Source organism: Ruegeria sp. AB5 (assembly GCF_056542645.1).
This window is the reverse complement of sequence record NZ_JBQGAE010000006.1, coordinates 234593-260245: the sequence shown is the minus strand read 5'-3', so window position 1 is coordinate 260245 and position 25653 is coordinate 234593. Positions and strand designations below refer to the sequence as shown.

General features: G+C 60.1%; 24 protein-coding genes. 14 read left to right on the top strand and 10 right to left on the bottom strand.

The features are described from left to right. The first annotated feature begins 5 nt into the window (after window positions 1-5). The 8 genes from ACR0L4_RS13290 (at window position 6) to ACR0L4_RS13255 (ending at window position 9938) form a co-directional block, all read left to right on the top strand. On the top strand, window positions 6-1598 hold the full coding sequence (locus tag ACR0L4_RS13290) for a GMC family oxidoreductase N-terminal domain-containing protein (RefSeq protein WP_170749735.1): 1593 nt from the start codon (window positions 6-8) through the stop codon (window positions 1596-1598). Continuing rightward, on the top strand, window positions 1595-1903 hold the full coding sequence (locus ACR0L4_RS13285) for a Dabb family protein (protein ID WP_170749734.1): 309 nt from the start codon (window positions 1595-1597) through the stop codon (window positions 1901-1903). Before ACR0L4_RS13290 ends, ACR0L4_RS13285 begins: the two co-directional genes overlap by 4 nt. A 4-nt stretch (window positions 1904-1907) precedes the next feature. Then, window positions 1908-3077 carry a dihydrodipicolinate synthase family protein gene (locus tag ACR0L4_RS13280; RefSeq protein WP_480513563.1) on the top strand — a complete coding sequence of 390 codons (1170 nt, stop codon included), beginning with the start codon at window positions 1908-1910 and terminating at the stop codon, window positions 3075-3077. Window positions 3078-3082: 5 nt separating this feature from the next. After that, window positions 3083-4081 (top strand): LacI family DNA-binding transcriptional regulator, encoded by a 999-nt coding sequence (locus ACR0L4_RS13275; RefSeq protein WP_480513561.1) that lies wholly within the window; start codon window positions 3083-3085, stop codon window positions 4079-4081. Window positions 4082-4313: 232 nt separating this feature from the next. After that, entirely contained in the window at window positions 4314-5240 is a 927-nt protein-coding gene (locus ACR0L4_RS13270) for a choline ABC transporter substrate-binding protein (RefSeq protein WP_480513559.1), read from the top strand. A gap of 85 nt (window positions 5241-5325) precedes the next feature. After that, window positions 5326-6156, top strand: coding sequence for a choline ABC transporter permease subunit (gene choW / locus ACR0L4_RS13265; RefSeq protein ID WP_480513557.1), 831 nt, complete (start codon window positions 5326-5328; stop codon window positions 6154-6156). 3 nt (window positions 6157-6159) lie between these two features. After that, a complete protein-coding gene (choV, locus tag ACR0L4_RS13260; RefSeq protein WP_480513555.1) occupies window positions 6160-7182 on the top strand; it encodes a choline ABC transporter ATP-binding protein in 1023 nt (340 codons plus the stop codon). A 314-nt stretch (window positions 7183-7496) separates the two neighbouring features. Further along, window positions 7497-9938, top strand: coding sequence for a GcvT family protein (locus ACR0L4_RS13255; RefSeq protein WP_480513553.1), 2442 nt, complete (start codon window positions 7497-7499; stop codon window positions 9936-9938). A 29-nt stretch (window positions 9939-9967) separates the two neighbouring features. On the opposite strand, the gene ACR0L4_RS13250 is transcribed toward ACR0L4_RS13255, so the two are convergent. Continuing rightward, the gene (locus tag ACR0L4_RS13250) at window positions 9968-10855 is read right to left on the bottom strand and encodes a LysR substrate-binding domain-containing protein (protein ID WP_480513551.1); all 888 of its coding nucleotides are present in this window, start codon (window positions 10853-10855) and stop codon (window positions 9968-9970) included. 224 nt (window positions 10856-11079) lie between these two features. Between ACR0L4_RS13250 and ACR0L4_RS13245 the strand changes: the two genes are divergently transcribed. After that, a complete protein-coding gene (locus ACR0L4_RS13245) occupies window positions 11080-12435 on the top strand; it encodes an MmgE/PrpD family protein (protein ID WP_480513548.1) in 1356 nt (451 codons plus the stop codon). Between the two features lie 141 nt (window positions 12436-12576). Here ACR0L4_RS13245 and ACR0L4_RS13240 read toward each other — a convergent pair whose 3' ends face one another. From ACR0L4_RS13240 to ACR0L4_RS13210, 7 genes are all read right to left on the bottom strand, one after another. After that, the gene (locus ACR0L4_RS13240; protein WP_480513546.1) at window positions 12577-13314 is read right to left on the bottom strand and encodes a maleate cis-trans isomerase family protein; all 738 of its coding nucleotides are present in this window, start codon (window positions 13312-13314) and stop codon (window positions 12577-12579) included. Next, window positions 13311-14378, bottom strand: coding sequence for a pyridoxal phosphate-dependent aminotransferase (locus ACR0L4_RS13235; RefSeq protein ID WP_480513544.1), 1068 nt, complete (start codon window positions 14376-14378; stop codon window positions 13311-13313). Before ACR0L4_RS13235 ends, ACR0L4_RS13240 begins: the two co-directional genes overlap by 4 nt. Further along, window positions 14375-16027: a hydantoinase B/oxoprolinase family protein gene (locus ACR0L4_RS13230; RefSeq protein WP_480513542.1), complete on the bottom strand. Its 1653-nt coding sequence runs from the start codon at window positions 16025-16027 to the stop codon at window positions 14375-14377. Before ACR0L4_RS13230 ends, ACR0L4_RS13235 begins: the two co-directional genes overlap by 4 nt. Further along, window positions 16024-18120: a hydantoinase/oxoprolinase family protein gene (locus ACR0L4_RS13225; protein ID WP_480513540.1), complete on the bottom strand. Its 2097-nt coding sequence runs from the start codon at window positions 18118-18120 to the stop codon at window positions 16024-16026. The genes ACR0L4_RS13230 and ACR0L4_RS13225 overlap by 4 nt, the downstream gene beginning before the upstream one ends. 232 nt (window positions 18121-18352) lie before the next feature. Next, window positions 18353-18772: a hypothetical protein gene (locus ACR0L4_RS13220; RefSeq protein ID WP_480513538.1), complete on the bottom strand. Its 420-nt coding sequence runs from the start codon at window positions 18770-18772 to the stop codon at window positions 18353-18355. Then, entirely contained in the window at window positions 18769-19473 is a 705-nt protein-coding gene (locus ACR0L4_RS13215) for a hypothetical protein (protein WP_480513536.1), read from the bottom strand. Before ACR0L4_RS13215 ends, ACR0L4_RS13220 begins: the two co-directional genes overlap by 4 nt. Next, on the bottom strand, window positions 19443-21005 hold the full coding sequence (locus ACR0L4_RS13210) for a caspase family protein (protein ID WP_170749719.1): 1563 nt from the start codon (window positions 21003-21005) through the stop codon (window positions 19443-19445). Before ACR0L4_RS13210 ends, ACR0L4_RS13215 begins: the two co-directional genes overlap by 31 nt. Window positions 21006-21201: 196 nt before the next feature. On the opposite strand from ACR0L4_RS13210, the gene ACR0L4_RS13205 reads away from it, so the two are divergent. From ACR0L4_RS13205 to ACR0L4_RS13185, 5 genes are read left to right on the top strand one after another with little or no spacing between them, the layout of a single operon-like run. Next, window positions 21202-21636: a hypothetical protein gene (locus ACR0L4_RS13205; protein ID WP_170749718.1), complete on the top strand. Its 435-nt coding sequence runs from the start codon at window positions 21202-21204 to the stop codon at window positions 21634-21636. After that, on the top strand, window positions 21633-22298 hold the full coding sequence (locus ACR0L4_RS13200) for a MotA/TolQ/ExbB proton channel family protein (RefSeq protein WP_480513533.1): 666 nt from the start codon (window positions 21633-21635) through the stop codon (window positions 22296-22298). The genes ACR0L4_RS13205 and ACR0L4_RS13200 overlap by 4 nt, the downstream gene beginning before the upstream one ends. Then, entirely contained in the window at window positions 22291-22656 is a 366-nt protein-coding gene (locus tag ACR0L4_RS13195; RefSeq protein ID WP_480513531.1) for an ExbD/TolR family protein, read from the top strand. Before ACR0L4_RS13200 ends, ACR0L4_RS13195 begins: the two co-directional genes overlap by 8 nt. Window positions 22657-22660: 4 nt before the next feature. Continuing rightward, window positions 22661-23038, top strand: a complete 378-nt coding sequence (locus ACR0L4_RS13190) for an ExbD/TolR family protein (RefSeq protein ID WP_480513529.1) — start codon at window positions 22661-22663, stop codon at window positions 23036-23038. After that, complete coding sequence (locus ACR0L4_RS13185; protein ID WP_480513527.1) at window positions 23035-24156, top strand: energy transducer TonB; 1122 nt, start codon at window positions 23035-23037, stop codon at window positions 24154-24156. The genes ACR0L4_RS13190 and ACR0L4_RS13185 overlap by 4 nt, the downstream gene beginning before the upstream one ends. Before the next feature lie 13 nt (window positions 24157-24169). Here ACR0L4_RS13185 and ACR0L4_RS13180 read toward each other — a convergent pair whose 3' ends face one another. Both ACR0L4_RS13180 and ACR0L4_RS13175 read right to left on the bottom strand, forming a co-directional pair. Beyond that, window positions 24170-24442 carry a hypothetical protein gene (locus ACR0L4_RS13180; RefSeq protein WP_480513525.1) on the bottom strand — a complete coding sequence of 91 codons (273 nt, stop codon included), beginning with the start codon at window positions 24440-24442 and terminating at the stop codon, window positions 24170-24172. Continuing rightward, entirely contained in the window at window positions 24439-25593 is a 1155-nt protein-coding gene (locus tag ACR0L4_RS13175; RefSeq protein ID WP_170749713.1) for an aromatic ring-hydroxylating oxygenase subunit alpha, read from the bottom strand. The genes ACR0L4_RS13180 and ACR0L4_RS13175 overlap by 4 nt, the downstream gene beginning before the upstream one ends. Window positions 25594-25653 lie beyond the last annotated feature (60 nt).

Sequence of the window (25653 nt, the reverse complement as noted above, 5' to 3'; positions counted from 1 at the left end):
TCAGAATGTCTGACGGATATGATTTCATTGTGATTGGCGGCGGTTCGGCAGGTTCAGTCGTTGCGGCCCGTCTGTCCGAAGAACCTTCAGCCCGGGTGCTTCTGCTTGAGGCCGGCTCGTCAGACCGCCATCCGTTTTTTCACCTGCCTGCCGGTTTTGCAAAAATGACCAAAGGTATCGGCAGCTGGGGCTGGTCGACGGTTCCTCAGACACATATGCGGGGCAAGGTGTTCAACTACACGCAGGCCAAGGTGATTGGCGGCGGGTCGGCGATCAATGCGCAAATCTATACCCGTGGCGCGGCGCAGGATTACGACGACTGGCGACAGATGGGGTGCGAAGGCTGGGGCTATGACGATGTCCTGCCCTATTTCAAGAAGTCCGAAGACAATGACTGCTACGAAAACGAATTTCACGGCAAGGGCGGCCCGTTGGGCGTGTCGATGCCCGCAGCGCCCTTGCCGATCTGCGATGCCTATATCAAAGCGGCAGGGCAGGTCGGCATTCCCGAAACGCGGGACGTGAACGGCGCAAAACAGGATGGGGCAGGGTACTATCAGCTGACGCAACGCAACGCGCGCCGGTCCTCGGCCGCGATGGCGTTTCTGGCACCCAACCGGAATCGCCCGAACCTGACCGTGCGCATGGGGGCGCAGGTCCGCCGGATCGTGGTCGGGAACGGTCGCGCCACCGGCGTTGAGATGATGAGTGGTGAAAGGATCACCGCTGCGCGCGAGGTGATCTTGTCGTCAGGCGCCATCGGTTCACCCCGTCTGCTGCAACTGTCTGGGATTGGTCCGGCGGATCATCTGGAAAGTCTTGGGATCAAGACGATCTACGACCAGCCTCAGGTCGGGGCGAACCTGCAGGACCACCTTGATCTCTATTCGATTTGCGAGGTCACTGGGCCGCATACCTATGACCGTTTTGCCAAGCTGCACCTGTCGGCGCTGGCAGGACTGCAATACCTGTTCACCCGCAAGGGGCCGGTCGCGTCCAGCCTGTTTGAAACCGGCGGGTTCTGGTATGCCGACCCCGATGCGCGTTCGCCCGACATTCAGATGCATCTGGGTCTGGGCACCGGGATCGAAGCGGGGGTCGAGGCGATGCCCAATGGGGGTGTCACGCTGAATGCCTGCTTCCTGCGGCCTCGGTCTCGGGGGACGGTGCGGTTGCAAAGCGCCGACCCGACGGCGATACCACTGATCGATCCGAACTATCTGGCCGATCCGTATGACCGGGAAATGTCGATCCGCGGTCTGAAACTGGTGCAAAGCATCCTCGCACAGGATGCGTTGAAACCCTATGTTCTGGCTGAACGCCTGCCGGGTCCGACTGTACGGACCGAACAGGACTATTTCGATTTCATCTGCGTGCATTCCAAAACCTCGCATCACTGCGCGGGCACCTGTCGCATGGGCAATGATGACCAGGCCGTGCTGGACCCGCGTCTGAGGTTCAACGGGATCGAGGGTCTTCGCGTCGCGGATGCCGCGATCATGCCAACTGTCAACTCTTCGAACACCAACGCCCCCACGATCATGATCGGCGAAAAGGCCGCCGATATGATCAAACAAGATCAAGGATTTGCGCAATGATCCGCCATATCGTTCTGACGAAATTCCGCTCTGACGTGACCGAGGAAACGGTTGCGCAGATCTATGGCAAATTGGCCGAAGTGGCCGAACAGCTTCCCGGAGCCAAAGGCTTTACCGGGGGCCGTAGCCAAAGCCCCGAACAGATCGAACGCGGCTATATGCATGGCTTCGTGATTGATTTCGATGATTGGGATGCCTTGGCGACCTATCAGGTCAACGAAGATCACAAAGCCTGCGGCGCGCAGCTGGTTGCCAACGCCGTGGGTGGGATAGACGGCATTCTGGTGCTGGATCTGGAGGTTTGAGACCATGACACTGACATTGCCAAACCGCGACGGCCAGTTGGAACCTTACACACTGACCGGAACGCCTTTGGTTCCTCGCGCGCCACGGGTGGCGTTGACACGCACCGCTTTTGCCGCGGCACATGTGGTCTCGGACCCTCTGGCCGAGCGGAACCCATGGGATAGCCGCCCGGCGGTAGACTGGGACGCGACCCTGAACTTCCGGCAAGGATTGTGGGACCAAGGCTTGGGCCTGGCCGAGGCCATGGACACCGCCCAACGCGGCATGGGTGTCGATTGGGAAACAGCGCTGGAACTGATCCAACGCACCATGGCGGCGGCCAAAGCGCACCCCTTGACCCCACGTGTGGCCTGTGGGGCGGGGACAGATCACGTGCCCCAAAGCGCGTTGAACACGGCCGGGGAAATCCTGTCAGCCTATGAACATCAGGCCGAGGCCATCGAAGCCGCTGGCGGCCAGTTGATCCTGATGGCCTCGCGCGCTTTCCCGGCTATCAAAGCCGGGCCCGAGACTTACCACGATGTCTATCGCGCCCTGATCGACGGGGCGGCAGAGCCGGTGATCTTGCATTGGCTGGGCGACATGTTCGATCCGGCCCTGGCCGGATATTGGGGCAGTACAGATGTGGATCAGGCCAGCGATTTTGTGCTGTCGCTGATCGCCGAGAACCCGGCCAAGGTCGATGGCATCAAAATCTCATTGCTCGATCAGGCGCAGGAAGAGGCGTTTCGCAGGCGCCTGCCAGACGGGGTGCGTCTCTATACCGGGGATGATTTCAACTATGCTGATCTGATTGCCGGGAACGGGGATTATTATTCTCACGCACTATTGGGCATCTTCGCGGCCATTGCCCCGGCGGCCAGCCAGGCACTTGAGGCATTGGCGCAGAACGATCTGGATCGCTACCATGCGCTCCTTGCGCCGACCGTACCGCTCAGCCGCGAGATCTTTCGCGCGCCAACTCGGTTTTACAAGGCGGGGATCGCCTATCTGGCCTGGTTGAACGGATCACAGACCCATTTCATCATGCCCGGCGGGTTTCAATCCAGCCGCGACATCTGCCACTATGCGGCAGTATTCCGTTTGGCAGATCAGGCGGGTTTGCTTTCCGATCCGGGTTTGGCTATGGCGCGAATGAAAACTTTGCTGAGCCTGCATGGGGTTGATCAATAGGCGGAATGCGCAGACCGACGATCATAGATGTCGCCCAAAAGGCTGGTGTGTCGAAGTCGACGGTCAGTCTTGTTTTGCAGGGCAGCGCGCAGGTCAAATCCGAAACTCGGGATCTGGTTCATGCGGCCATGAAAGAGATCGGATATGTTTACAACCGATCCGCTGCCAACTTGCGATCTTCGGGTACCGCGCTGATCGGACTTGTGATCAACAACCTGAACAACCCGTTCTTCACGGAGTTTGCGACCTCTTTGCAAATGGCACTTGGATCTCGCGGATACGCGGTGGTGGTCGCGAACACAAACGAGGACCCGGAAATTCAGGATCAGGTGATTGGCGCGATGCTGGAACACGGTGTCTCGGCTTTGATCCTGTCGCCTGCCTATGGCGACGCGCAGAACGTCCTGCAAGCGGTTGAGCGCGCCCGGGTGCCCATGATGCAGGTTTTGAGACGGATTGGCAGCCCGTCCGGATCAATCCCTTTTATCGCACCCGACTATGAGCAGGGCGGGCGCATTGCGACACGGTTTCTGCTGGAGACCGGCGCGCGACATATCGCGTTCATCGGTGGGCTTGAGGGGCAGGAGGTCACACATGAACGGGTATCGGGCTATCTGCAGGTCATGAAAGAACAGGGCTTGCCACCACATGTTCTGACCGGTCACAGCAGCCGTTCCTTCGGCCAGTCAATCGCCGCCCGTTTGTTTGCGGAACATCCCGAATGCGAGGCGGCGGTGTGTTTCAATGACCTTGTTGCCTTCGGGCTGATCAATGGCTGCCGCGAGGCGGGCCGCCCGGTTGGCGAAGAATTTCAGATCATCGGGTTTGACGACATTCAGGAAGCCGCCGAAAGCTGGCCCGCGCTGTCGACTGTGCATTGTGGCGTGGATGCATTTGGTAAGCAGGTTGCTGAAACAGTGCTGAAGTGGCTTGAGGACTCGGTCGTGCCGGCCCCCTATCTACGCACACCGGTTCGATTGGTTCCGCGTCAAACGACCAGATAGCGGGGTTTTGGCCGGGCATGGGTGTCGGTGTTGAACGGAACCTGACCATCGCTCATGGGGTTCGACCTGGCAAGACACGCCTGCGTTGATCCCCACTGCCCGGGCTATCGCAGAATGCCAGTTTCATTGAATAAACTGTTGCCTGTATCTAGGACCCCGTGAACAATAAGCCTTGACTACTTGGCAATTATTTTTCCTAACTAACCAGTCAATCAAAAACAGGGATGTATCAATGAAAACTCTGACATCACTTTCCACAATCGCTCTTCTGGCTTCGGTCGGATCGGCATATGCCAACTGTGATGAGGTTGTGTTTTCGGATGTGGGCTGGACCGACATCACCGCGACCACGGCAGCAACCACGACAGTTCTTGAGGCCCTGGGTTATGACACCGAGATCAAAATCCTCTCGGTCCCAGTCACTTACACATCGATGGCCGCGGGTGACATTGACGTGTTTCTTGGCAACTGGATGCCGACCATGGAAGGCGATATCGCACCCTATCGCGAGGCTGGAACGGTCGAAACCCTCCGTGCCAACCTGGAAGGCGCCAAGTACACGCTGGCTGTCAATGCCGTAGCGTCGGAAATGGGAATCAAGGATTTCGCAGATATCGCCGGTCAAGCCGACGCTCTGGAGGGAAAGATTTACGGCATCGAGCCGGGCAATGACGGCAACCGACTGATCCAGTCGATGATTGATGGCGATTCGTTTGGGCTGTCCGGGTTCGAAGTGGCCGAAAGCTCAGAGCAGGGCATGCTGGCGCAGGTCGATCGCGCGTCTCGCAGGGACGAGCCGATCGTGTTCCTGGGTTGGGAACCGCACCCGATGAATGCCAATTTCGAAATGTCATACCTGACCGGCGGGGATGAGTTCTTTGGTCCCAACTTCGGTGGTGCGACCGTGTTTACGAACACGCGCAAAGGCTATGCCGAGGAATGTCCGAACATCGGCGCGCTGCTGAACAATCTGGAATTCTCGCTGGCGATGGAAAACGAGATCATGGCCGCCATCCTGGATGACGGCGAGGATCCGGCAGATGCCGCCAGCGCCTGGCTGAAGGCCAATCCCGACGCCTACACCGCATGGCTGGACGGTGTGACCACGCGTGATGGTGGTGATGCAGTCGCCGCAGTGAACTCAGCTGTGGGTCAATAAATCTGAACGCCCTTCGCTGCGGGTTCGTGGCGGAGGGCTTTTTTTGGCCTGATCGCAGGCCCGAAATACACGGAAAGGCGGACAGATGGATTGGCTGACCGACAACAAGATTCCCGTCGGAAAGACGGCCAAAGCGGTTTTTGAATGGCTTCAGGAGGTTGGGGAACCGTTTTTCGATTGGCTGTCCTGGGTTCTCGAAGGGTTGATCGATGGCATTCTGTGGGTGATGCAAACCCCGCATCCCTTGATCGTCGTAGCCGTTTTTGTTGGCATCACATGGCTGTTGCAACGCAATTGGAAGATTTGCCTGTTCGTGGCGCTGGGCTTCCTGTTCATCCTTAATCAGGGTTACTGGGAGGAAACAACCGAAAGCCTTACGCTGGTTTTGTCATCCTGTCTGGTCTGTATGGCCATTGGGGTGCCCATTGGTATCGCGGCGGCGCACCGGCCCAGGCTTTATATCGCCATGCGGCCGGTACTGGACCTGATGCAAACGCTGCCGACTTTTGTATATCTGATCCCGGCCATCGTGTTTTTTGGCATCGGCATGGTGCCGGGTCTGATCGCGACAGTGATCTTTGTTTTGCCCGCACCGATCCGTCTGACCCATCTGGGTGTGTCCTCGACCCCGACCCCGCTGCTGGAAGCCGCCGAGGCCTTTGGGGCCACCAATTCCCAGACACTTTGGAAGGTCGAACTGCCTTATGCCCTGCCTCAGATCATGACCGGTCTGAACCAGACCATCATGCTGTCGCTATCCATGGTCGTGATCGCGGCCCTTGTTGGGGCAGACGGTCTGGGTGTCCCCGTTGTCCGGGCGTTGAACCAGGTGAACACGGCCCTTGGCTTTGAATCCGGTTTTGTCATCGTTGTTGTTGCGATCATCCTTGATCGCGTCCTGAGAGTGGAGCGCTAGGCCATGACCGCAGTTGAGTTTGACAACGTCTCGATCGCATTTGGTGAGAACCCCAAAAGTGCTTTGCCCTTCATGGACAAGGGACAGGACCGCGCGACGGTCAAAGAGGCCTGTGGTCAGGTGCTGGGCGTCCACAATTGCTCGCTGACCGTTCAGGAAGGCGAAACCCTGGTTCTGATGGGGTTGTCGGGGTCCGGAAAATCCACGCTGCTGCGGGCCGTAAACGGGTTGAACGCGGTGATCCGCGGGGCTGTTCGGGTATCGGACGGTGCGGGGATGGTGGACATCACCAACGCCGATGCCCGCACTCTTCGACGCATGCGGCAGAACCATATTGCGATGGTGTTCCAACAGTTTGGTCTGCTGCCCTGGCGCTCGGTTCGTGAAAATGTCTGGCTTGGGCTGGAACTGTCGGGCATGTCCCGGGCCGACCGGATGCAACGAACCGACGAACAGCTTGCCTTGGTCGGTCTGTCGGACTGGGCGGACCGCAAGGTCGGAGAGCTATCTGGTGGCATGCAACAGCGTGTCGGACTTGCCCGCGCGTTTTCCACGCAAGCCCCGATCCTGCTGATGGACGAGCCGTTCTCGGCGCTGGACCCGCTGATCCGAACCAAGTTGCAGGACGAGCTGCTGCGATTGCAGGAAAAGTTGAAGCGCACGATCATCTTCGTTTCGCATGACCTGGACGAAGCCTTCAAGATCGGCAACCGCATCGCCATCATGGAAGGGGGCCGCATCGTGCAATGCGGGACGCCTTCGGAAATCTACTCAAAGCCCGAGGACGAGTATGTGGCGGACTTTGTGGCCCATATGAATCCATTGGGTGTTTTATGTGCCCGGGATGTCATGGAACCGGCAACGGGTGTGCCCGCGCGCTCGGTCGATGCGGGCACCGATATCCGTTCGGTTATTCAAGGCTTTGAAGACGACAACGCGCCGGTTGGCGTGACCGAAGATGGGGCGATCATCGGTCAACTGACAAAAGACCGCGTGCTGAACAAACTTGTCGATCCGATGGGATAGCAAAGCTGGCCCCGGCCGTAAGGTCGGGGGTTCAGTGTGGCCTCGGCTCGGATTGGGCAATGCATGCGAAATTCAAACGCATTGCCCCAGATTTCTTTGTGAGCATTCGCGGCACCTGCGGATTATACCTGCACGGTAGGTGATCCAAGTGCTGCGAACAGGGCCCAAATGCCGCAAATCCAGATACACTCTCGGCGCAAAGCTCTGCACGCTTCGGTGCGAGACTTCGTTTATTTGCACGACAGCGCAGTGTTGGCGGTCCGTTTTCTTGGAAAAGTGAAGCCCGTAGCAGCCGTACCGGCGGGAGGTTTTAGATGAAGAGTCACGCACAGGCTGTTGTGATTGGAGGCGGTCTTGTCGGCTGCTCGATCCTGTATCACCTGGCTAAGCTGGGTTGGACGGATGTGGTTCTGCTTGAGCGGGATGAGTTGACCTCGGGCTCGACCTGGCACGCAGCGGCGAACATCCATGGGCTGCACGACAACAACAACGTCACGCGTATCCAGCACTATACTATGAACCTGTATAAAGAGCTGGAGAAAGAAACCGGACAGGGTTGTGGCGTGTTTCAACCCGGCTCGCTGTATCTGGCCCAGACTGAAGACCGCGAGCATCAGCTCCGCCTGCAAGAGGCCAAGGCGCGGTTTTATGGACTGAACTTCCACGAGATCAGCCGTGAGCAGGCCAAGGATCTGCATCCGCTGGCCCAGTTCGACGACATCCGGTGTATCATGTACGAACCCGACGGCGGCAATGTGGACCCGTCCGGCGTAACCATGGCCTATGCCGCCGGTGCGCGCGCGATGGGTGCCACTGTTGAGCGGTTTTGCCCGGTGATCGGGACCCAGCAGCAGCCGGATGGCACGTGGATCGTACGCACCGAAAAGGGCGATATTCACACGCAATGGGTGGTCAATGCGGGTGGTCTTTGGGGGCGCGAGGTCGCGGCGCTGGCCGGCATCGAACTGCCGCTGCAACCGACCGAACACCAGTATTTCGTCACAGAATCCATCGATGAAGTCGCCAGGCTGGGCCGCCGTTTGCCCTCGATTGCCGACCGGGACGGGGAATACTACTTCCGGCAGGAAGGCAATGGTCTGCTGATTGGCGCTTATGAGAAGGACATGAAGTTCTGGGCTGAAGGCGGTACACCGCTGGATTTTGCCCATGACCTGTTTCCTGACGATCTGGACCGGATCATGGAAAACGTCATTCGCGCCACTGAACGGGTGCCTGTTGCGGCCACCGCCGGGGTCAAGCGGGTGATCAACGGCCCAATGATCTGGTCGCCGGATTCCAACGCGATCTGGGGGCCGGTACCCGAGTTGAAGAATTATTTCTGCTGCACCGGCATCATTCCGGGTTTCTCGCAATCCGGGGGGCTGGGTCTGTTGGCCGCACAATGGATGATCGAGGGCGAGCCGCAATACGACATGTTCGCCTGGGATTTGGCGCGGTTCGGCGATTGGGCCGACAAGACCTTTACCAAGGCGCGGGTCGAGGACCAGTATACCCACCGGTTTGCCATCCATTTCCCGAATGAAGAACGCAGCGCAGGCCGTCCGGCGCGTGTGCGCCCGGCATATGAGATGCAAAAAGACATGGGGTGCGTCTTTGGACTGAACTGTGGCTGGGAACATCCGCTTTGGTTCGCGGGTCAACCCGGCACGGTCGAAACCAACGGCTTCACTCGCCAGAACTGGTTTGATCCGGTTGGGCGCGAGGTGCAGATGCTGCGCGATCATGTGGGCGTCATCGATATCTCGAATTTCGCAAACTACGTGATCAAGGGACCGGGGGCCAATGACTGGCTTGACGCCCTGGTTGCCAACCGGGTGCCAACCGAAGTTGGCCGGTCTTGCCTGACGCCTCTGATCTCGGTCCGGGGCGGTGTGGCGGGTGACTTCACCATCACCAAAGTGGCCCAGGACGAATACATGATGATCGGTTCGGGCATGGCCGAACGCTATCACCAACGCTTTTTCAACATGGTGGACCTGCCCGAAGGCACCACGCTTGAGGTCGCCACCAACCGGATCGCGGGGTTCAACGTGGCAGGGCCGAAATCGCGCGACCTGTTGCAACGCCTAACCAATGCGGATCTTTCGAATAATGCGTTCCGCTTTATGCGCTCACAGACCATCGACGTGGCGGGGGTCAGCTGCCTTGCCATTCGCGTCAGTTTTACCGGCGATCTGGGATGGGAGTTGCATTGCGCCGAAGCGGACCAGGTTCGCCTTTACATGGCGCTGCTGGATGCGGCCAAAGACCTGGGTGGCGGTCCGGTCGGCGGTCGCGCGCTGGGCGCGTTGCGTATCGAAAAAGGCTATGGCTCGTGGGGTCGCGAGTATTCTCAGGAATACTGGCCGCAAGAGGTTGGACTTGCGGGCCTGATCAAGCTCGACAAGGATTTCCTGCACAAAGACGCTTACCTTTCAGTCAAGGACAACCCCGCGCGCGAAGTATTGTCGATCTTCGAGGTCGAGGTGTCCGAGGCAGATGCCACTGGTGGCGAGCCGATCTTTACCCCGGATGGCACACCCGTAGGCCGGGTGACATCGGGGGCCTACGGGTATTCGGTTGGGAAATCTCTGGCCATTGGCTATGCCAATCCGCAAGTGGCCAAACCCGGCGACACGGTCGAGGTCTTTATTCTGGGCACACCGCATCAGGCCAGAATGCTGGCTGAACCGCCATTCGATCCCAAAGGTCATCGCCTGCGCGACAGTCAACCCGCGCTGGCCACCGCACCCTGAATACACATTGTCGGGAGGGGCCGAGCGGCTTAGCCATCCATCCGCGTTGTTGCATCCAACAACCAATCCTGAAACAGACGGACCGAGGGGCTGGCTGTCTTGTTCCTGAGCTTTGCATAGTAGGCCCAGGGGCTGTCCAGATCGAAGGCGAAAGGTTCAACCAGCAAACCGCGCTCGACATAGGATCGGGTCAACGCTCGGGGCAACGCCACGCAACCCAAAGATTTGGCCGCAAGCTCCAGGGCCAGATTGGAGGAATTTGTGCGGTGTCCTTCTTTCTGGTTGAGATCCTGAAGTTCGAAATGGGCGGCCACTTTTTCCCAATACGCCGGACGACCCAGAATGTGGATCACGCGTGCATCTTCCAGTTGCCGGGGGTCTGCCAGAGGCTGCCCCTCGACCAGAAAATCGGGTGCGCAGACAACCGACAGCTTTTCTGTCCACAGCTTTGTCATCCCGTCCACCGCATCATCGACATGGTTAATCGTGACGGACAGATCCGATACGTTCGCCTCGACATCGGTCCAGATGGTGCCATGGATGGTCAGGCTGATATCGGGATGGCGCGCGGAAAACCCCTTGATGATTTCGGGCAGCCAATTCTCGGCCAGGCTGACCGGACAAGAAATCACGACCGAAGGCGTGTGCGATCTCAGGACAATCGATTGGGTTGCCACGTCGATCTCTTGCAAGGCGTGGCGCACCGACGGCAGGTAGGCCCGGCCAACGTCCGTCAGAGACAGGGACCTGGCATGGCGCACAAACAGGGGGCGTTTGATGAAGTCTTCCAGCGACCGCACATGGTTGCTGACGGCCGACTGGGTGCAGTTCAGTTCTTCTGCCGCGCTGGTAAAGCTCAGATGACGTGCTGCGGCCTCGAACGAGCGCAAAAAAGAAAGGTGAGGCAGGTTCATCATTTTGAGCGTCTTTCGGCTGGACTACCGTATTCCATATAGCGGTCCTTGCCCGGTGTCTTGCGTCATTGCAACACGCGGGTTGTCCTGTTTGCGACAGCTTGGACCGGTCAGCCACAAAAAATCCAGCATCATAGCCCCCTCAATGTTTTCGTGCCGTCCGGTATGAAAGACCGTACCGTTGTGCCCAACTTCGGCGTTTTCAAATATGTTTCAGCGGGCGGGCCGTGGCAGAGACGTTTCAAAAGGTTGCAGATTTCACCCTTGGCAGCGCTGTCGGGGATTTTCCCGAGTCGACGCGGACTGCAGCGGCGCTGATGCTGTTGGATACATTGGGCATTACCATCGGGTCCGGCCCGATGGAGGCCGGGACGATAGCGCGCGACGCTGCGGTTGCGCTGTATGGTGCTGGTGAAGAAGGGCTTGGTGCGCGGATGTTGTTTGATGGCCGTCGGGTCAGTGTGGCAGGTGCCGCCTATGCTGCTGCAACCCAGACCGACAATCTGGACGGGCATGACGGATACAACCCGACCAAAGGTCATATCGGCGTCGCGATCGTTCCTGCGCTGGCTGCCTTGGCCGAGACGGTTCCGGATTTTTCAGGCCCCGAGGCACTGGCGACCGTGATTATAGGGTATGAGGTGGCCGGGCGTGCGGGCATTTCGTTGCACAACACGGTCAGCGACTATCACACCTCGGGCGCGTGGAATGCTTTGGGGGTCGTCGCTGTGGCCGCCCGGCTGCGCGGCCTTGGCGCGGAACAGCTGCGACAGGCCATGGGGATCGCCGAGTATCACGGCCCCCGCAGCCAGATGATGCGCGAAATCGCCAACCCGACCATGCTGCATGACGGCTCGGGCTGGGGCGCCCTCGTCGGCATCTCGTCGGCCATTCTGGCCGAGAAAGGCTTTACCGGCGCGCCCGCGATCACCATCGAAGCAGACGAGGTCTCCCCGCACTGGCAGGATCTGGGCAGGTTCTGGCAGATGGAACATCAATACGTAAAGCCCTATCCGATCTGCCGTTGGGCGCACGCTGCCATCGACGCCACCCGCGAACTGATGCGTGACCATGACCTGAACCATGAGGACATCGCCTTGATTCAGGTGAACACCTTCAAGGAAAGTGCCTGCCTGTTTCGGGGTATGCCTGACGACACTTCAAAGGCGCAGTATTCCCTGCCCTTTGCCGTCGCCACGATGGTGGCCTATGGGCGCATTGGAGCAGAGCATATAACCGGGACCGGCCTGTCCGATCCGTTGGTGGCATCGATTGTCGAACGCATCGCTGTCACCGAAGACGCGCGCCATTCGGATCGCTTCCCTCAAAGTCGTTTCGCAGATGTCCGCATGACGCTCAATGACGGGCGCGTTTTGGAATCGGGCGACGTTCACGCGCGCGGCGGGCCTGAGGCCCCGATGGATCGATCCGACGTGGTCGACAAGTTCATGGAATTCGCCTCTCCGTCGCTCGGCCACACCCGCGCTGCGGCGATCCGCGATGCGGTGCTGGGCTTGACCGATCCGACATCAAAATTCTCGGACCTCGGTGCACTGATCTACTGTCCACCCGACACGGCGTAGAAGGGCTGTCTAGGTAACTTTGGACGTACCGACCGTCAGTCATCCCAACCTGTGACAGAAAACGTCCCTGTTGGGTCCAACGGACGCTCAGTCAAAGATGCTGTATTCCGGCCAGTGATGAAATCGATATCGATGCGCCCCTCAGAGGTGATCAAACAAACGTCCCGGCAACCTGTCATGGCGAGGCAGGTTGAGCGCTTGCATCAGGCGGAACATCATCGCCTGATTTGACGTGACCACCGGTTTGTTCAGCTTGGCCTCGATCCGGCCAATGGTCTCGACCGAGCGCATGTCGGTGCAGCTGAGGACGATGGCCTGCGCCTGTACGTGGTCGGCCTGACAGGCAAGGTCGAACACCTCGTCTGGCGTAAGTTCGCCTTGGCCATAATTGCCCAACTCGCGGCCTATATCGGCGCACTTGACGGTCTCAATGCCGTTTTGGGCCAGGAAATCCATCGCCTGTGTGTTGATCTCACCCAGATAGGGCGACGAGAACCCAACCTTGGTGGCACCAAGCGCGTGAACTCCGGCAATCAGCGCCCCCGCCGCCGTTACCGACGCGGCGTTTGAACCGGATTCAATCCGGTCCGCCAGATCAGCGTCAAAGGATGGTCCATGGGTCAGCGTGGCAGAGGTGCACCCATAAAGCACGATATCGGGCCGCACCCCGGATATCATCCGCAGATCGTGGCTGATATCCGATGCGCCCAACCCCGCCATCTGGTCCGAGCCGGGAGTTTCATCGACGTCATACCCGCCCATGCGCTGAAAGTGCAGGGTGGTGTTTGGGGGGCGCATCAACGCCATATCCGGCTCCAGATTGGTGTTGGTGAAGGGCACCAGAACGCCGATCCTGGCCGCGGTTCGGGTGTCGGTCATGTCAACACTCCTTTCAGCACATCGCGCGCCCGGTTCATGACTTCAGGTGCGCAAATCGTGGCGCGCAGACAGTCGCCAAGGCCATAGCTGCCCATCCCCCGCATCAGCAGATTTTCCGCGCGCAAGGCTGCATCGGCCTGTTGCGCCTGTTGGCTTGACGCAAAGCGCAATAGAACGAAATTTGTGTGGCTTTGCGGGACAGTCAGCCCCAAGGCCCGGCAGTCTTTGGTGAAAACATCGCGAATATGGGCGGTCTTTTTCACGACGTTTCGCATATGTGCCTGATCGCGCATGGCCGCCGCGGCAGCGTCCTGCGAGGGGATCGAGACATTGTTTGGGTTCAACACCTTGCGCAGCTCTCGGGCAATGTCAGGCGGTGCATAGGCCCAACCGACCCGCGCGCCCGCCAGACCATAGGCCTTGGAAAAAGTGCGAGTAACGAGCGTGTCACCCCTATGGGTCAGGGCAAATATCTCTGCCGGATCATGGGGTTCATCCGAAAATTCAGCATAGGCTTGATCGACCACCAGCAAAACGTCGCCGGGCAGTTTGTCCCGCAGTCGCACGATCTCGGCATTCGCGATCACCGTGCCCGTCGGATTGCCGGGATTGCAGACGAAGACAATGCGTGTTTCGGGTGCGACGGCCCGCAAGATGTCGTCGACCGAGACGGTCAGATCAACCTCGCGTGCCTTAACATAGTCCGCTTGTACCTGCGCGCTGGCTGAGGCGACAAAGGCATAGCCGTAATCCGTACCCAGCACCCGATCTCCCGGCCCTGCATAGGCGCGGATCAGGCTGCCGATCAGTTCCATGGACCCCGCCCCGCACAGGATGTTGACCGGGTCCAGCCCATGGACCTGGGCAATCACAGCACGCAGGTTGGTCCAGTCCGGATCGGGGTACAGACGCATGTCGGCCATCGCGGTCTGTCCGGCAGCGACAGCAGCGGGGCTGGGAGGAAAGGCGCTTTCGTTCTGTGCCAGTGAAATTGTCTGAGGACCACCAAGATCAGCCAGCGCGTAGGCGGCCATGGCACCGACATGGGGAACAGGACGGATCATGAAGAACCCCCGTAGGCTTTAGCCCCTTTGTCAGTGACCAAGCCCCGTTTGAGGTCCAAGGCCAGCGCGTCCCGGTCTCGGTCTTCCGGATCGCCAAAGCCACCCCCACCGGGGGTTTCGAAAATCAGGTAGTCACCGTCTTCGACACGCAGCTCACCCTTGCCGGCGATGTCACTTTTGCCTTCGCGGAACCGGATACGTCCGGGGGCTCCGGGCAGCCCGCCCATCCGGCCAAGCGCGGGGAATTTCAGCCGCTCGACCGACAGGAACACAATGAATGGCGCACAATTCGCCGAGGTCATCTCGATCCGTTGCCCCAGCCCGCCACGGAATTTTCCCGCACCACCCGAGTCGGGCCGCAACTCGCGCCGCCAGATCGTGACCGGGGCGACGCTTTCGGTGATCTCGACCTGGCTGCCGAACACGCCCGAGGGATACGCTGTTGCAGACAACCCATCCGCATGAGGTCGCGCACCTGTGCCGCCATTGTGAACCGGCTCAACTGCGAATTCGCGTCCTCCGTCGCGCGCCACCTCGGGGGCATGGCGCATCGGCAGGTCGAACATGCAGGATGCGCCTTCGGCGGGCACCTGATCTGGTAGCGCTTGATGCAGGCAACCCAGAACCAGATCGGGGGTGACCTGCCCCAAAGTGTGCCGCATCGCCACGGGCACTGGGCGCTGCGCATTGAGGATACAGCCTTTGGGGCCGTCGACCGTGATCGGCTCCAGCGATCCCGCGTTGTTGGGGATGTCCGACCCCACAATGCAGCGCAGGGCAAAAACGGTGTAGGCGGTGGCATAGTTCAGAGGCACATTGATACCCTTGCGCGAACAGCCGGACGTGCCGGTGAAATCCACGTGCATCCTCTTGGCGGTGACGGTCAGGGTGGCGTGTAGTTCCAACTCACTCTCATAGCCATCCATCTTCAGGACGTTCTTGTAGACCCCGGCGGGCACTTGTGCGATGGCCTCCAATGTACCTCGGCGCGAGGTGTCGATGATATAGGCCCCCAGCGCATCCAGATCGTCGATGCCGAATTCGTCCATCATCGACACGAGCCGGGTCACTCCGGCCTCGCAACAGGCGATCAGAGCGTAGATGTCACCTTCATTCGCGACCGGTTCACGGCTGTTGGCGCGAATGATGTCCAGCAGCAGCGCGTTCGGCATGCCTTCCTCGACCAGTTTGCAGGGCGGGATCAGCAGACCCTCGTCATAGATATCTGAGCCTTCGGGGCCCATGCCCAGCCCACCCAGATCGACCAGGTGCGAGGTGCAGGACGTAAAACCCACAACCTTGCCATCCTTGAAGGCGGGCATCATCAGCAGAAAGTCGTTCAGGTGACCCGAGGCCAGCCAGGGGTCGTTGGTCATATAGATGTCACCGGGTTTCATGGATTGAACCGGGAAGGCTGCGCGCAGGTGCTGGACCGCCTCGGCCATCGTGTTGATGTGGCCCGGCGTGCCGGTCACGGCCTGCGCCAGCATCCGGCCGTCCACGTCAAAAATCCCGGCAGAGATGTCGCCGCATTCGCGCACAATCGGGCTGAAGGCGGCGCGGATCAGGGTCTGGCCCTGTTCCTCGACAACAGCCAGCAGGCGGTTCCACATTACTTGCAGGCGGGCGGGGGTCAGATCGGGGATCATTCTACATCTCCTTTCCAGTCCTGAATCAGGACAAGGTTTCCGATGGCATCCACATGGGCGGAGAAATCAGCCGAGACGAGAGTCGTGGTCTGCGGTTCGTGGATCAGCGCGGGGCCCCGGACGTGGTCACCGGGCTGGAGACTTGCACGCGCGACGAATCCGGCCTCTTTCGCTTGCCCATCCACATCGCAGGTGATGGTCCGTTTTTCCGTCGGGATCAGCGTGGTCAATGCCGGGATAGCGGGTAGACCGGATACAGCAGCGTCGGGTGTCGCGACGCGGACCGCCCAATTCAGGATCTCTATCTGCATACCCGGAACGGGGCGCGAGAACTGTTTGCGGTATTCCGATTCAAACGCCTCGGTCAAAGGAGCAAGGTCTTCGACAGTCAGGAAACGGTTGGGCAGGGGTATTTCGATCTCGTGCCCTTGACCACTATAGCGCATAAAAGCAGAGCGCAGGGTTTCAGTTGAGGCACCGCCTGCGCCTTGTGCAACTACGGCACTGGCCTCGGAGATCATGTCGTCGAAAAGGGTGTTTATCGCCGCAAAATCCAATGCGCCCAGCAGCGAATAGTATGAGCGCACGATCTCAAACGAAACGGGCGCAAACAGGAACCCCACCGCCGAGCCGACGCTGGGGTTGGGTGGGATCACGATGCGGCTGACGCCCGCAGATCGCGCCACGCGACTGGCGTGAAGCGGGCCGTTGCCACCAAATGCGATCATTGTGCGCGGGCCGAGGTCCTTGCCCGATTCAACGGCATGCATCCGCCCGGCACTGGCCATGCTTTCGTCGACGATACGGCTGACCCCGTCAGCGGCACCTGTAGCGTCAGTCTCAAGCGCCGCGCCGATCACGTGCTGCAACGCCTCGTGCGACGCGTCCGCATCGATTTTGATGAACCCTTCGGCAAAAGTGTCCGGCACGATATAGCCCAAGGCTATATCGCTGTCGGTCACAGTCGGCTCGGTTCCGCCGCGACCGAAGGCCACCGGGCCAGGCTCGGAGCCAGCCGATTCCGGCCCAACAGTCAGGCGGCCCAGCCGGTCGACACCGGCGATAGAGCCACCGCCTGCGCCGATCTCGATCATCTCGATGACAGGAATGCGTACTGGCATGCCCGAGCCCTTGATGAACCGGGCGGCCCGCGCGATCTCGAACTGGCGCGAGGTCTGGGGACGGGCGTTGTCAATCAGACACAGCTTGGCAGTTGTGCCGCCCATGTCGAAGGACAGTACCTCGTTGATTCCGGCGCGGGCTGCAATGCGGGCGGCCAGAATGGCACCTCCGGCGGGTCCGCTTTCCACCAGCCGGATCGGGAAGCGGGCAGCGGTTTGCAGCGTGCACATCCCGCCACCGGCGGTCATCATCAGGATTGGGCAGGCAATCCCCCCCGCTGTGAACCGTTCGACAAAGCGCGTCAGGTAGGTCTCCATCAGCGGCTGGATATATGCATTGGCAACCGTCGTGCAGAGACGGTCAAACTCGCGCGCCTCAGGGCTGACGTCGGACGAGATCGACACGGTCAGGTCGGGGCGTTTGTCGGCCAGCACGTCCCGCACCCGGCGTTCATGCGCGGGGTTGGCATAGGCATGCATCAGGCAGATCGCCACCGCATTGGCTCCGCTGTTGTCGATCTCGGACAGCAGGTCGTCGATGGCGCTGTCCTGCAGACCGATCAAAACCTCACCGGTCGCCGAGACACGCTCGCGTAGGGTCAGCGCGCGTTCGCGCGGGACCAGAAGATCAGGTTTTTCAAGGTTGATGTCGTATTGTGCGTAGCGGCGTTCGTAGGCGATTTCCAGAATATCCCGGAACCCTTCGGTCGTTACGGTTGCCACGGTTGCGCCGCGCCGCTCGATCAGGGCGTTTGTGGCCAAGGTCGTGCCGTGAATGAAGCCCGTCACGTCGGCCAGCGACCGGCCGGTGCTTTCCATGACCCGTCGCGCGCCTTCCATGGCACCTTCAGCCGGGTTCTGATGCGTGGTCAGGGTCTTTGTCGAGGCCAGAACCGTCTCGTCACCCGAGGCAAGCACGGTATCGGTAAATGTGCCACCGATGTCGATGGCAAGGCGCAGTGCGGTTGTCATGAAGTGGTCCGTTGTCGTCTGAAACAGTGATGGCAGAGCACCCGAACGGGTGACTACCGTCGCGGCACGACAAGATCGCAGCCGGTTGCGCGGCGATCCAGACGGTTTGGAACACACAGACAAGTCATAAGAAATTGTCGGGCGAATTCGCCCGATGCACTAGCAGTTTTGCGACATGACGGCCCCCAAACGACAAAAACCGACCTTGTGCATGTTTTGCGGGCAGCGGTTTCTATCCTGACAGCTGAGCCAAATCTGCACTGAGTGCGCGCGCCTCAGAGATGCTGCGTTGCAGCGCCTCAAGCTGAGCCTGCGCGGTTGTGCCTTGCGGTTTGGCGTTCAGGACCCTGTCGATCCGGGCCGATGTGGCGGCATCCGCGCCCCCGATTGCATCACGCTGTTGCAGGATTTTAAGCTTCAGCTGGGCCAGTTCGGTTTCGGATGCCCGTATCTGCGCTGCCAAAGCATCATTGCGCGCCTGCGCAGCCGCAACGTCACTTTCAGCGGCGGTGATCTGGTCGTCATAGGCCCCGGTCGCAATGCCGGACACCCCAGCAAAGAAACCACCGTCAGCCGGGTCGGTTGTGGTTTGGCATGCCACTAGGAACAGGCAGGGTAGAACGGCCCAACGGGTTATCTGCGGCCCCTTCACAGCGATGACGCCAGATCGCTTGCAATCCCGCGCATCTGCGAAATCTGATTGGACAGGGCTGCCAGATCACTATCAATGGGTGAGGCGCTTTGGCCCCGTTTGATCGTCAGGTTGCGGGCTTCGGAAAACTCGGCCTGCCGCCTGGTAGCCCCGTCAATAGCCAGTTCCATCTGCGCCAGATTGCCATTGGCCTCGGTCAATTCGCGCTGCAATTCAGCCTGATCGACAGTGCCCGCCGCCGCGCTTGCTTTCAGCGCGCCAAGTTCGGTCTTCTGCGCCGCCAGAACCTCATTCATGACATTCAGCGTGGTCTGCATCTCGGCGGCGTTCTTGTCGAGATCCTTTTCGATCTGCCGCAATCGTGCTTTGCGACCCGCATAGTTGCGCTGCACGAAGGCCACGTAGGTTCCGGCCAGGGCTCCGGCCCCCAGACCAATTGCGACGCCCGACCCGATATCATCGGTGCCACCAAGGCCGAAGCCAATCGCCCCGCCGGTCACCCCCCCGGCAACCGCACCTTGCAGGATCGTCTTCTGCATGGCGGCGGCTTGTTTTGCCAAATCTGCCTCGGCCTGGGTCGAGCCGCCCCGCACGGCGGTCAGGGTTTCGGGTGCGCTGCCACCGCCACCACAGGCCGACAGGACCAGTGATGCGCTCATCAAAGCGACGATCAGCCCGGTGGAATGAGATCTGCCAGCCATTGGTAACTCCCTTTTTTACTCTCTTCGGCCTGCGCGACATGTCGCAGGAACAATGCGGCATCTTCGTTCAACCGCGCATTGGCTTGGCCGAGGTTACGCGAAGTTTCCGTAACGTCAAAGGCATCCGATCCGGGATCTGACGGAAAAAACACCACGGCACGGGTCAACAGCTCGTCATAGTAGCTGCGGCTTTGGTCCAGCCGTCGAAGTATGACCCCGCGCGAGCGGTAGATGTCGTAGATATCGTTGCGCGCTTGTTGCAGTACCGGCAAAGCGTCCGGGTTCGAGCGCGCGATCTCTTCGATCTGCCCCAGAGCGTTTTCGGCGACCGACAATGTGCGTTCGACGCTGCGCAGGGCCACGATATCGGTGCGCAGGCTTTGCAGCGTGGTCGCGGCCAGAAACACAGAGACCTCAGCCGCATCCTCGAACAGCCGTTCGGCGGTTGCGGTTTCCTGCACGGGCAGGCGGCGGCGGTATTGATCCAGCGCAGGAGTCAGATTGCGACTTGGTCCGTCCGGCATCAGGCCAAGCGTCGACAGCGCGGCAGCCAGCTTGTCGGGCTCGGCATTGGCCAAGGTGGCGCTGATTGGTGCGGCAGGGGCTGCCGCGGTTGTGTTCAACAGTGCGATGCGATCCCTGGCGAAGGCGGCAAACAGGCCGTCAGGATAGGTCTGCAGATAGGTTTCGAAATCCTGTGGGTCACCGCTGGCGGAGACGCTGCGCCAGTGGGCCATATCGGCCTCGATCTCGTCCTGCGGTCCGTCCGAGAGCAAACCGGGGGCAAAGCTGTGTTCGTCCAACACCGATTCCTCGACCCAGGGAATCTGGCGTCCTTCGGTTTCCAGAACCACCTGTTGCCGGACCCGTCCCAGCATCAGCCGCACATCCAGATCAGGCGTCGCGATATGGTCCAGCAGACTTGAGGTGAAGACGCTGTTGTCGCCCAGCCCGTCATAGGCAACGTTGCCGGGGTCGGTCGCATAAGCGATCAGCAAACCAGCCCCACCCCGAATACGCACCAACCCTTGTTCGACAATGCCCTTGTCCGAAAACGGATTGTTCCGGCAGGCGTCAAGCAGCAGGATGCCCACCTCAGGCCCGGCCTTGGCCATCACATCGCGCACCCGGTCCATGGTGACCGAGCTGCGCCGCAGGGCGGTCAGGTCGTTTCCTTCGAATTCCGTGCCGATCAGATGATTCTGACCGCCAATCTGTACCCCGTGGCCGGCATAGAAAAAGACGGCCATCTCTGCGCCCTGCGCGGCCTTGCCAAATGCTGTTAACGCCCGATCCATCGCGGCAGCATTCTGGTCAGTGGCCTCGGCAACAGTGAAACCCAGTTCTCGCAGGGTCGCCCCCAGTGCGACCACATCATTGACCGGATTGCGCAGGGCCATGTCTGGTGCGTTGTAGTCAGAGTTTCCGATCAACAATGCAACGCGATCGGCAGCATGGACCGGGCCAATCGCCAGACCCAAGCCAACGAACGGCCAGATCAGCAACAATCGGAAACGACAGGAGACAGCCATGCGATCACTCTAGCGTATGGGTCATGCGATGCACAGACGGCTTTGTATCGACGGGCCAATAGTCTGACTTGTACAAACCGGCGTCCTCACCATGTTGAGAGTGTCCGTTGATCCGCGACGATCCGGGCTACCCTTTTACCTGTCTGCAGCCTCAGGTATGAGGTTTTGACCGGCAAAAATAATCGGGAGCTTGTCCATGTCGTTTCATCGCCTTGCCTGTGCGGCACTGCTTGCGGGGGCGCTGCCTGTGGGCGCGCTGGCGCAATCCGACAGCCCGTCACCCAAGGTTCTGTCAGTCGAACTGAATACGGTTCAGAATGTCGGCAGCGCGTGCCGGTTGACCTTTCTGGTGAATAACGGAACCGGAACTGCCATCGACAAGGCCGTTTTCGAAACGGTGATTTTCGATACCAATGGCGGGGTGGTCAGCCTGTCGCTGTTCGATTTCCGTGACCTTCCGGCCGACCGGCCCCGCGTGCGCCAGTTCGACCTGCCGGGCATGGATTGCGCGGCGGTTGGGCGGACCCTGATCAACGGGTCCAATACCTGCGTGGTCAATGGCGAGGATAGCGGTATCTGCCATGAGGCGCTGCGCCTGAGCAGCCGGGTCAAAGTGGAGCTTTTGGGATGAATATCTTCGGCGCGTTGCGCGAAATTCTTGCTTTGGGCGGACCAGTGGTGGCGGTTCTGATCGTGATGTCAGTTCTGACGCTGGCGGTCACGCTCTACAAACTCTGGCAATTCGCAGCCTGCGGGGTCGGGCGTCACAAGGTCTTGTCCGAGGCTCTGGCGGCCTGGGATAGGGGCGACCGCACGGTCGCGCGGGCGAGGCTGCGCGACAGCAGCAGCTATCTTGCACCGATTGTCAGCGCGGCAATGGATGCGTCTGACGTGCCCGGCATGGACGACCGTCTGGATGCAGAGGCGGGGTTGGCACTGGCCGGTCTGGAACGCGGTTTCCGCCTTTTGGATACGGTGGCGCAACTGGCACCGCTGTTGGGTCTGTTTGGCACTGTTTTGGGCATGATCAACGCGTTCCAGAGCTTGCAAACGGCAGGGTCATCGGTCGATCCCTCCTTGCTGGCTGGTGGTATCTGGGTGGCTCTGGTCACAACGGCGGTGGGTCTGGCGGTGGCCATGCCGACCTCGATGGTGTTGTCCTGGTTTGAAAGCCGCACCGCGCGCGAACGTGTTTTTGCCGACAAGGCCTTGCGGACGGTTCTGGTCCCCGGCCAGCCTATTCGTGCGATGGCCGAGGCACCCGCCACGTCATCAGCGCCAGAACATGCGTAGCTCGGCACCCTTTGTCAGACGCCCTTTGTCGATGACGCCGCTGATCGACGTCATTTTCCTGTTGTTGTTGTTTTTCATGCTGTCTTCGACTTTTTCGCGGTTCGGCGAGATCGAGCTGACGCAAGCCACCGCCGGAGGCAGCGGAACCAGTGCCCCGGCCGACCGGTTGTTTTTGCAGCTCGGCGTGGACCGGTTGGTCCTGAACGGAACGCAGGTGACGCTGGGTGATCTTTTGGCACAGGTGGAAACAGGCCAGGTGTTGATCAGTCTGGATGCCGATACGTCTGCACAACGCCTTGTGGACATACTGGTGCCGTTGCGAGGGCGCGACGGGTTGACTGTCACGGTGCTGGAGTAGTCCGATGATCCGTCACATTCCCCAACGCCGCAGACGCGACTCGACGATCCCGCTGATCAATGTGGTGTTCCTGATGCTGATCTTCTTCCTGATCGCAGGCACTGTCGCGCCACCACTGGACCCTGATCTTGAACTTGTGGACACATCCGAGCTGGACGGGCGCGATCCTCCGGATGCCCTGGTGCTGCACGCGGATGGCTCGCTGAGTTTTCGGGGCGCGCCCGTCGACGCTGAATCTTACATGGCCGATCATCAAGGCGACGCGGTGCGGATCGTGCCCGACCGGGCCGCCTCAGGCCCTCGCTTGATCGAGGTCACCGGAGCGTTGCGGCGCGCGGGGGCCACATCCGTCTTTCTGGTGACCCAGCAGGCGCTGGAATGATCCGGACCTCGGTCATCGTGGCCCTTGTGGCCATTCTCGTGTCGCTTTTGGTGCACATTTTGGGGCTGACACTGACGTCTTCAACTCTTTCGGAACGCCCAAACGCGCCGGGCGATCCCGAAGACAGCATCGCCTTGGGAACGGCTTTCGAAGAGTTGGCTGAGACGCCACCCGAACCGATTGAACCGGAAGAGGCCCCGGTGCCTGAACCGCCGGTCGAGACATCTCCGGAACCTGAACTGGCTGAGGTCCCGACGAGCGATGCGCGGGTCGCCTCGCCCAACCCGCAGGATCAGGTCCGCGCACCGGATACCGGCAGCGCAAACGGGGCCGAAGCTGAAGTGCCAGAGCCCGAAGTGACCCAATCCGTGGATCAATCGGACACTGATGCAGCGGCCAGTGACGACACCGATACAACACCGCCGGTCGATCCTGCTGAGCTTGCCGAGATCCCTGAGGCCAGTACCGCAGATCCCGTGGAACCGGTTGAAACGCCGCAACCCGAGCAGCTTGCAGCGCTGCCGCCGACAGAGGTTGCTCCGGTTCCTGTCATCCCCCTGGACCAAGACACGCTTGAGCCCGATATCGCCGTCGACACTGTCCCCGAAGAGACAGAGCCCGTTGAGGAAAGCACCGAGTCGGAACGGGCGGTCACAACCTCATTGCGACCACGCCTGCCCAGCCAACGACCGTTGACAGACCCTCAGCCGACGCTTCCGGGTTCGCGCAATTTCGACAATCTGAAATTCCCTGAACAGACAATCGAGTCCCCCTTGGCCCGCTATCAGCGCGAAGGTGTGGACGCGTTTACCCAAGCGGATCGGGGCAACAGCGCAGGTGGACGGGGCCCGGGCAATGCAACAACGACAAACTATGCCGGTCAGGTCTTGGTGCATCTGAACCGCGCGCCGGTGGTTTATGTACCGGTACGGGGCTATGCGCAGGTGTTTTTTGAGATCAACCCGGACGGTTCGTTGGCATGGGTGGATATCATCAGCAGTTCAGGGTCGGAACGGGTAGAGCGGGCGGCCAAGGAGCAAGTCAGAAGCGCCGCGCCTTTCCCGCCTCCGCCAGGAGGCGCAAGCCGCAAGCTGTCTTTCTACTACCAGAACAGTTGACCCGGCAGACCGGTCAGAACTGCAATCGGTGTGCCCGGCCACGCTCGGCCAATCGGCGATTTAGATCGTCCGCTTCCGGTGCGCCGGTTTCCAATGCGAATACAAAGGCCTGAGTGAGAAAGAAGCAGGCAGCATCAATATCCTGCGCCTGCTCTCGGTCCTCAGCGGCCAGCGTGTAAAGATGCACCAAAGCCCCGTGATCGCCACAAGCATGGGCATCCAGCAGATCACGCTCAAGCGCAGCCCTGTCGATGCACCACGTGTCAGCTGCTGAGCCTACTGTCACGCATTTCGGCCCTTTTCGATCTGGGTGGCAACCCAGTGGTGGAAGTTATGGGTTGGTCCGTCCATGGCAGGCGAAAAGCGACCGCCGTCAAAAAACGTTCCGTGGCGGCCTTTCTGCATCCCCTCTACCACAAACACGTCTTCTTCGAACACGGTCTTCCACTGTTTCGCATTGGTGCTGCGGAGCCCGTCCAACTCGGGCGTGTCGCCTTCGGGATTGGCATAGTAGAGCTCGATATGTTCGATGGTGTGTTCCTGATCAACCGGCTCAAGAACAATGGCGAACGCGTGATCGCGCTGCACACCCAACAGAACATTGGGATACAGCGCGACATACTCGGCCCCTTCATCCCATTGCGTGCCCAGCCCGACGAAATCCGGCAGGCGTGCGCCGGCCTCGTCGGTCAATTGGCGATAGACCAGCGTACCTTGCCCGGAATAGTGATCGCGCAGTTCGATGTTATAGTGATCTTCAAGCCGGGAATAGCTGTTCAGCCCGGGATGTACCCAAGGCAGGTGATAGCTTTCACAGTAGTTTTCGACGGCCAGTTTCCAGTTGCTTTTAACCTCAAGCTTGAACGAGGACTCAGCACCGCCGTGGAAGACCGGTTGCTCGAACTCTGACCACCGTTCGATCAGCGCCCCATGGGCAGTTCCAAAATCCGGGGCGTTGCCGTCCACATTCACGAAAATCACGTCTCGCCAGACATGCGACCGGATGCGGATCAGGCCCAGCTCGTCCAGTTTCACATCTTCATGGGTATTGTGCCCCGGGCCACCGACATGCGGCGTGCCGCGCAATGTACCGTCCAGCCCGTAGCACCAGCTGTGATAGGGGCAGCGGATCACGCCTGCGATCTTTCTGGGTGCGTCGACAAGGATCATGCCCCGGTGGCGGCAGGTGTTCTGGAACACACCAATCGCCCCGTCCCGGTCGCGGACGATCAACAGTGGCATTCCCAGAAAATCCACCGGCCTCGCATCCCCGGCTTCGGGCACATCTTTGCCAAACCCGATGCCCGACCAGTTGGCAAACAGGACCGATTGCTTTTCTTCGGCAAAGACAGCCGGATCGATATAGTGTTCGTTCGGCAGGCCGTTTGCGGTGTTCACGTCGGACAAAACAGACGAGAGCGGGGTGTGGGTGTTCATCAGATCCTCCTGCACGCCGGGGTTGGGTCTATTGCTTCTGACCGAGAGAGCGGGTGTCAC

What these genes read in the sequence shown, in the direction of transcription:
- ACR0L4_RS13290 (WP_170749735.1), top strand. Translation starts at nt 6, where the DNA reads ATGTCTGACGGATATGATTTCATTGTGATTGGCGGCGGTTCGGCAGGT.
- ACR0L4_RS13285 (WP_170749734.1), top strand. Translation starts at nt 1,595, where the DNA reads ATGATCCGCCATATCGTTCTGACGAAATTCCGCTCTGACGTGACCGAG.
- ACR0L4_RS13280 (WP_480513563.1), top strand. Translation starts at nt 1,908, where the DNA reads ATGACACTGACATTGCCAAACCGCGACGGCCAGTTGGAACCTTACACA.
- ACR0L4_RS13275 (WP_480513561.1), top strand. Translation starts at nt 3,083, where the DNA reads ATGCGCAGACCGACGATCATAGATGTCGCCCAAAAGGCTGGTGTGTCG.
- ACR0L4_RS13270 (WP_480513559.1), top strand. Translation starts at nt 4,314, where the DNA reads ATGAAAACTCTGACATCACTTTCCACAATCGCTCTTCTGGCTTCGGTC.
- choW (WP_480513557.1), top strand. Translation starts at nt 5,326, where the DNA reads ATGGATTGGCTGACCGACAACAAGATTCCCGTCGGAAAGACGGCCAAA.
- choV (WP_480513555.1), top strand. Translation starts at nt 6,160, where the DNA reads ATGACCGCAGTTGAGTTTGACAACGTCTCGATCGCATTTGGTGAGAAC.
- ACR0L4_RS13255 (WP_480513553.1), top strand. Translation starts at nt 7,497, where the DNA reads ATGAAGAGTCACGCACAGGCTGTTGTGATTGGAGGCGGTCTTGTCGGC.
- ACR0L4_RS13250 (WP_480513551.1), bottom strand. Translation starts at nt 10,855, where the DNA reads ATGATGAACCTGCCTCACCTTTCTTTTTTGCGCTCGTTCGAGGCCGCA.
- ACR0L4_RS13240 (WP_480513546.1), bottom strand. Translation starts at nt 13,314, where the DNA reads ATGACCGACACCCGAACCGCGGCCAGGATCGGCGTTCTGGTGCCCTTC.
- ACR0L4_RS13235 (WP_480513544.1), bottom strand. Translation starts at nt 14,378, where the DNA reads ATGATCCGTCCTGTTCCCCATGTCGGTGCCATGGCCGCCTACGCGCTG.
- ACR0L4_RS13230 (WP_480513542.1), bottom strand. Translation starts at nt 16,027, where the DNA reads ATGATCCCCGATCTGACCCCCGCCCGCCTGCAAGTAATGTGGAACCGC.
- ACR0L4_RS13225 (WP_480513540.1), bottom strand. Translation starts at nt 18,120, where the DNA reads ATGACAACCGCACTGCGCCTTGCCATCGACATCGGTGGCACATTTACC.
- ACR0L4_RS13215 (WP_480513536.1), bottom strand. Translation starts at nt 19,473, where the DNA reads ATGGCTGGCAGATCTCATTCCACCGGGCTGATCGTCGCTTTGATGAGC.
- ACR0L4_RS13210 (WP_170749719.1), bottom strand. Translation starts at nt 21,005, where the DNA reads ATGGCTGTCTCCTGTCGTTTCCGATTGTTGCTGATCTGGCCGTTCGTT.
- ACR0L4_RS13205 (WP_170749718.1), top strand. Translation starts at nt 21,202, where the DNA reads ATGTCGTTTCATCGCCTTGCCTGTGCGGCACTGCTTGCGGGGGCGCTG.
- ACR0L4_RS13200 (WP_480513533.1), top strand. Translation starts at nt 21,633, where the DNA reads ATGAATATCTTCGGCGCGTTGCGCGAAATTCTTGCTTTGGGCGGACCA.
- ACR0L4_RS13195 (WP_480513531.1), top strand. Translation starts at nt 22,291, where the DNA reads ATGCGTAGCTCGGCACCCTTTGTCAGACGCCCTTTGTCGATGACGCCG.
- ACR0L4_RS13190 (WP_480513529.1), top strand. Translation starts at nt 22,661, where the DNA reads ATGATCCGTCACATTCCCCAACGCCGCAGACGCGACTCGACGATCCCG.
- ACR0L4_RS13185 (WP_480513527.1), top strand. Translation starts at nt 23,035, where the DNA reads ATGATCCGGACCTCGGTCATCGTGGCCCTTGTGGCCATTCTCGTGTCG.
- ACR0L4_RS13175 (WP_170749713.1), bottom strand. Translation starts at nt 25,593, where the DNA reads ATGAACACCCACACCCCGCTCTCGTCTGTTTTGTCCGACGTGAACACC.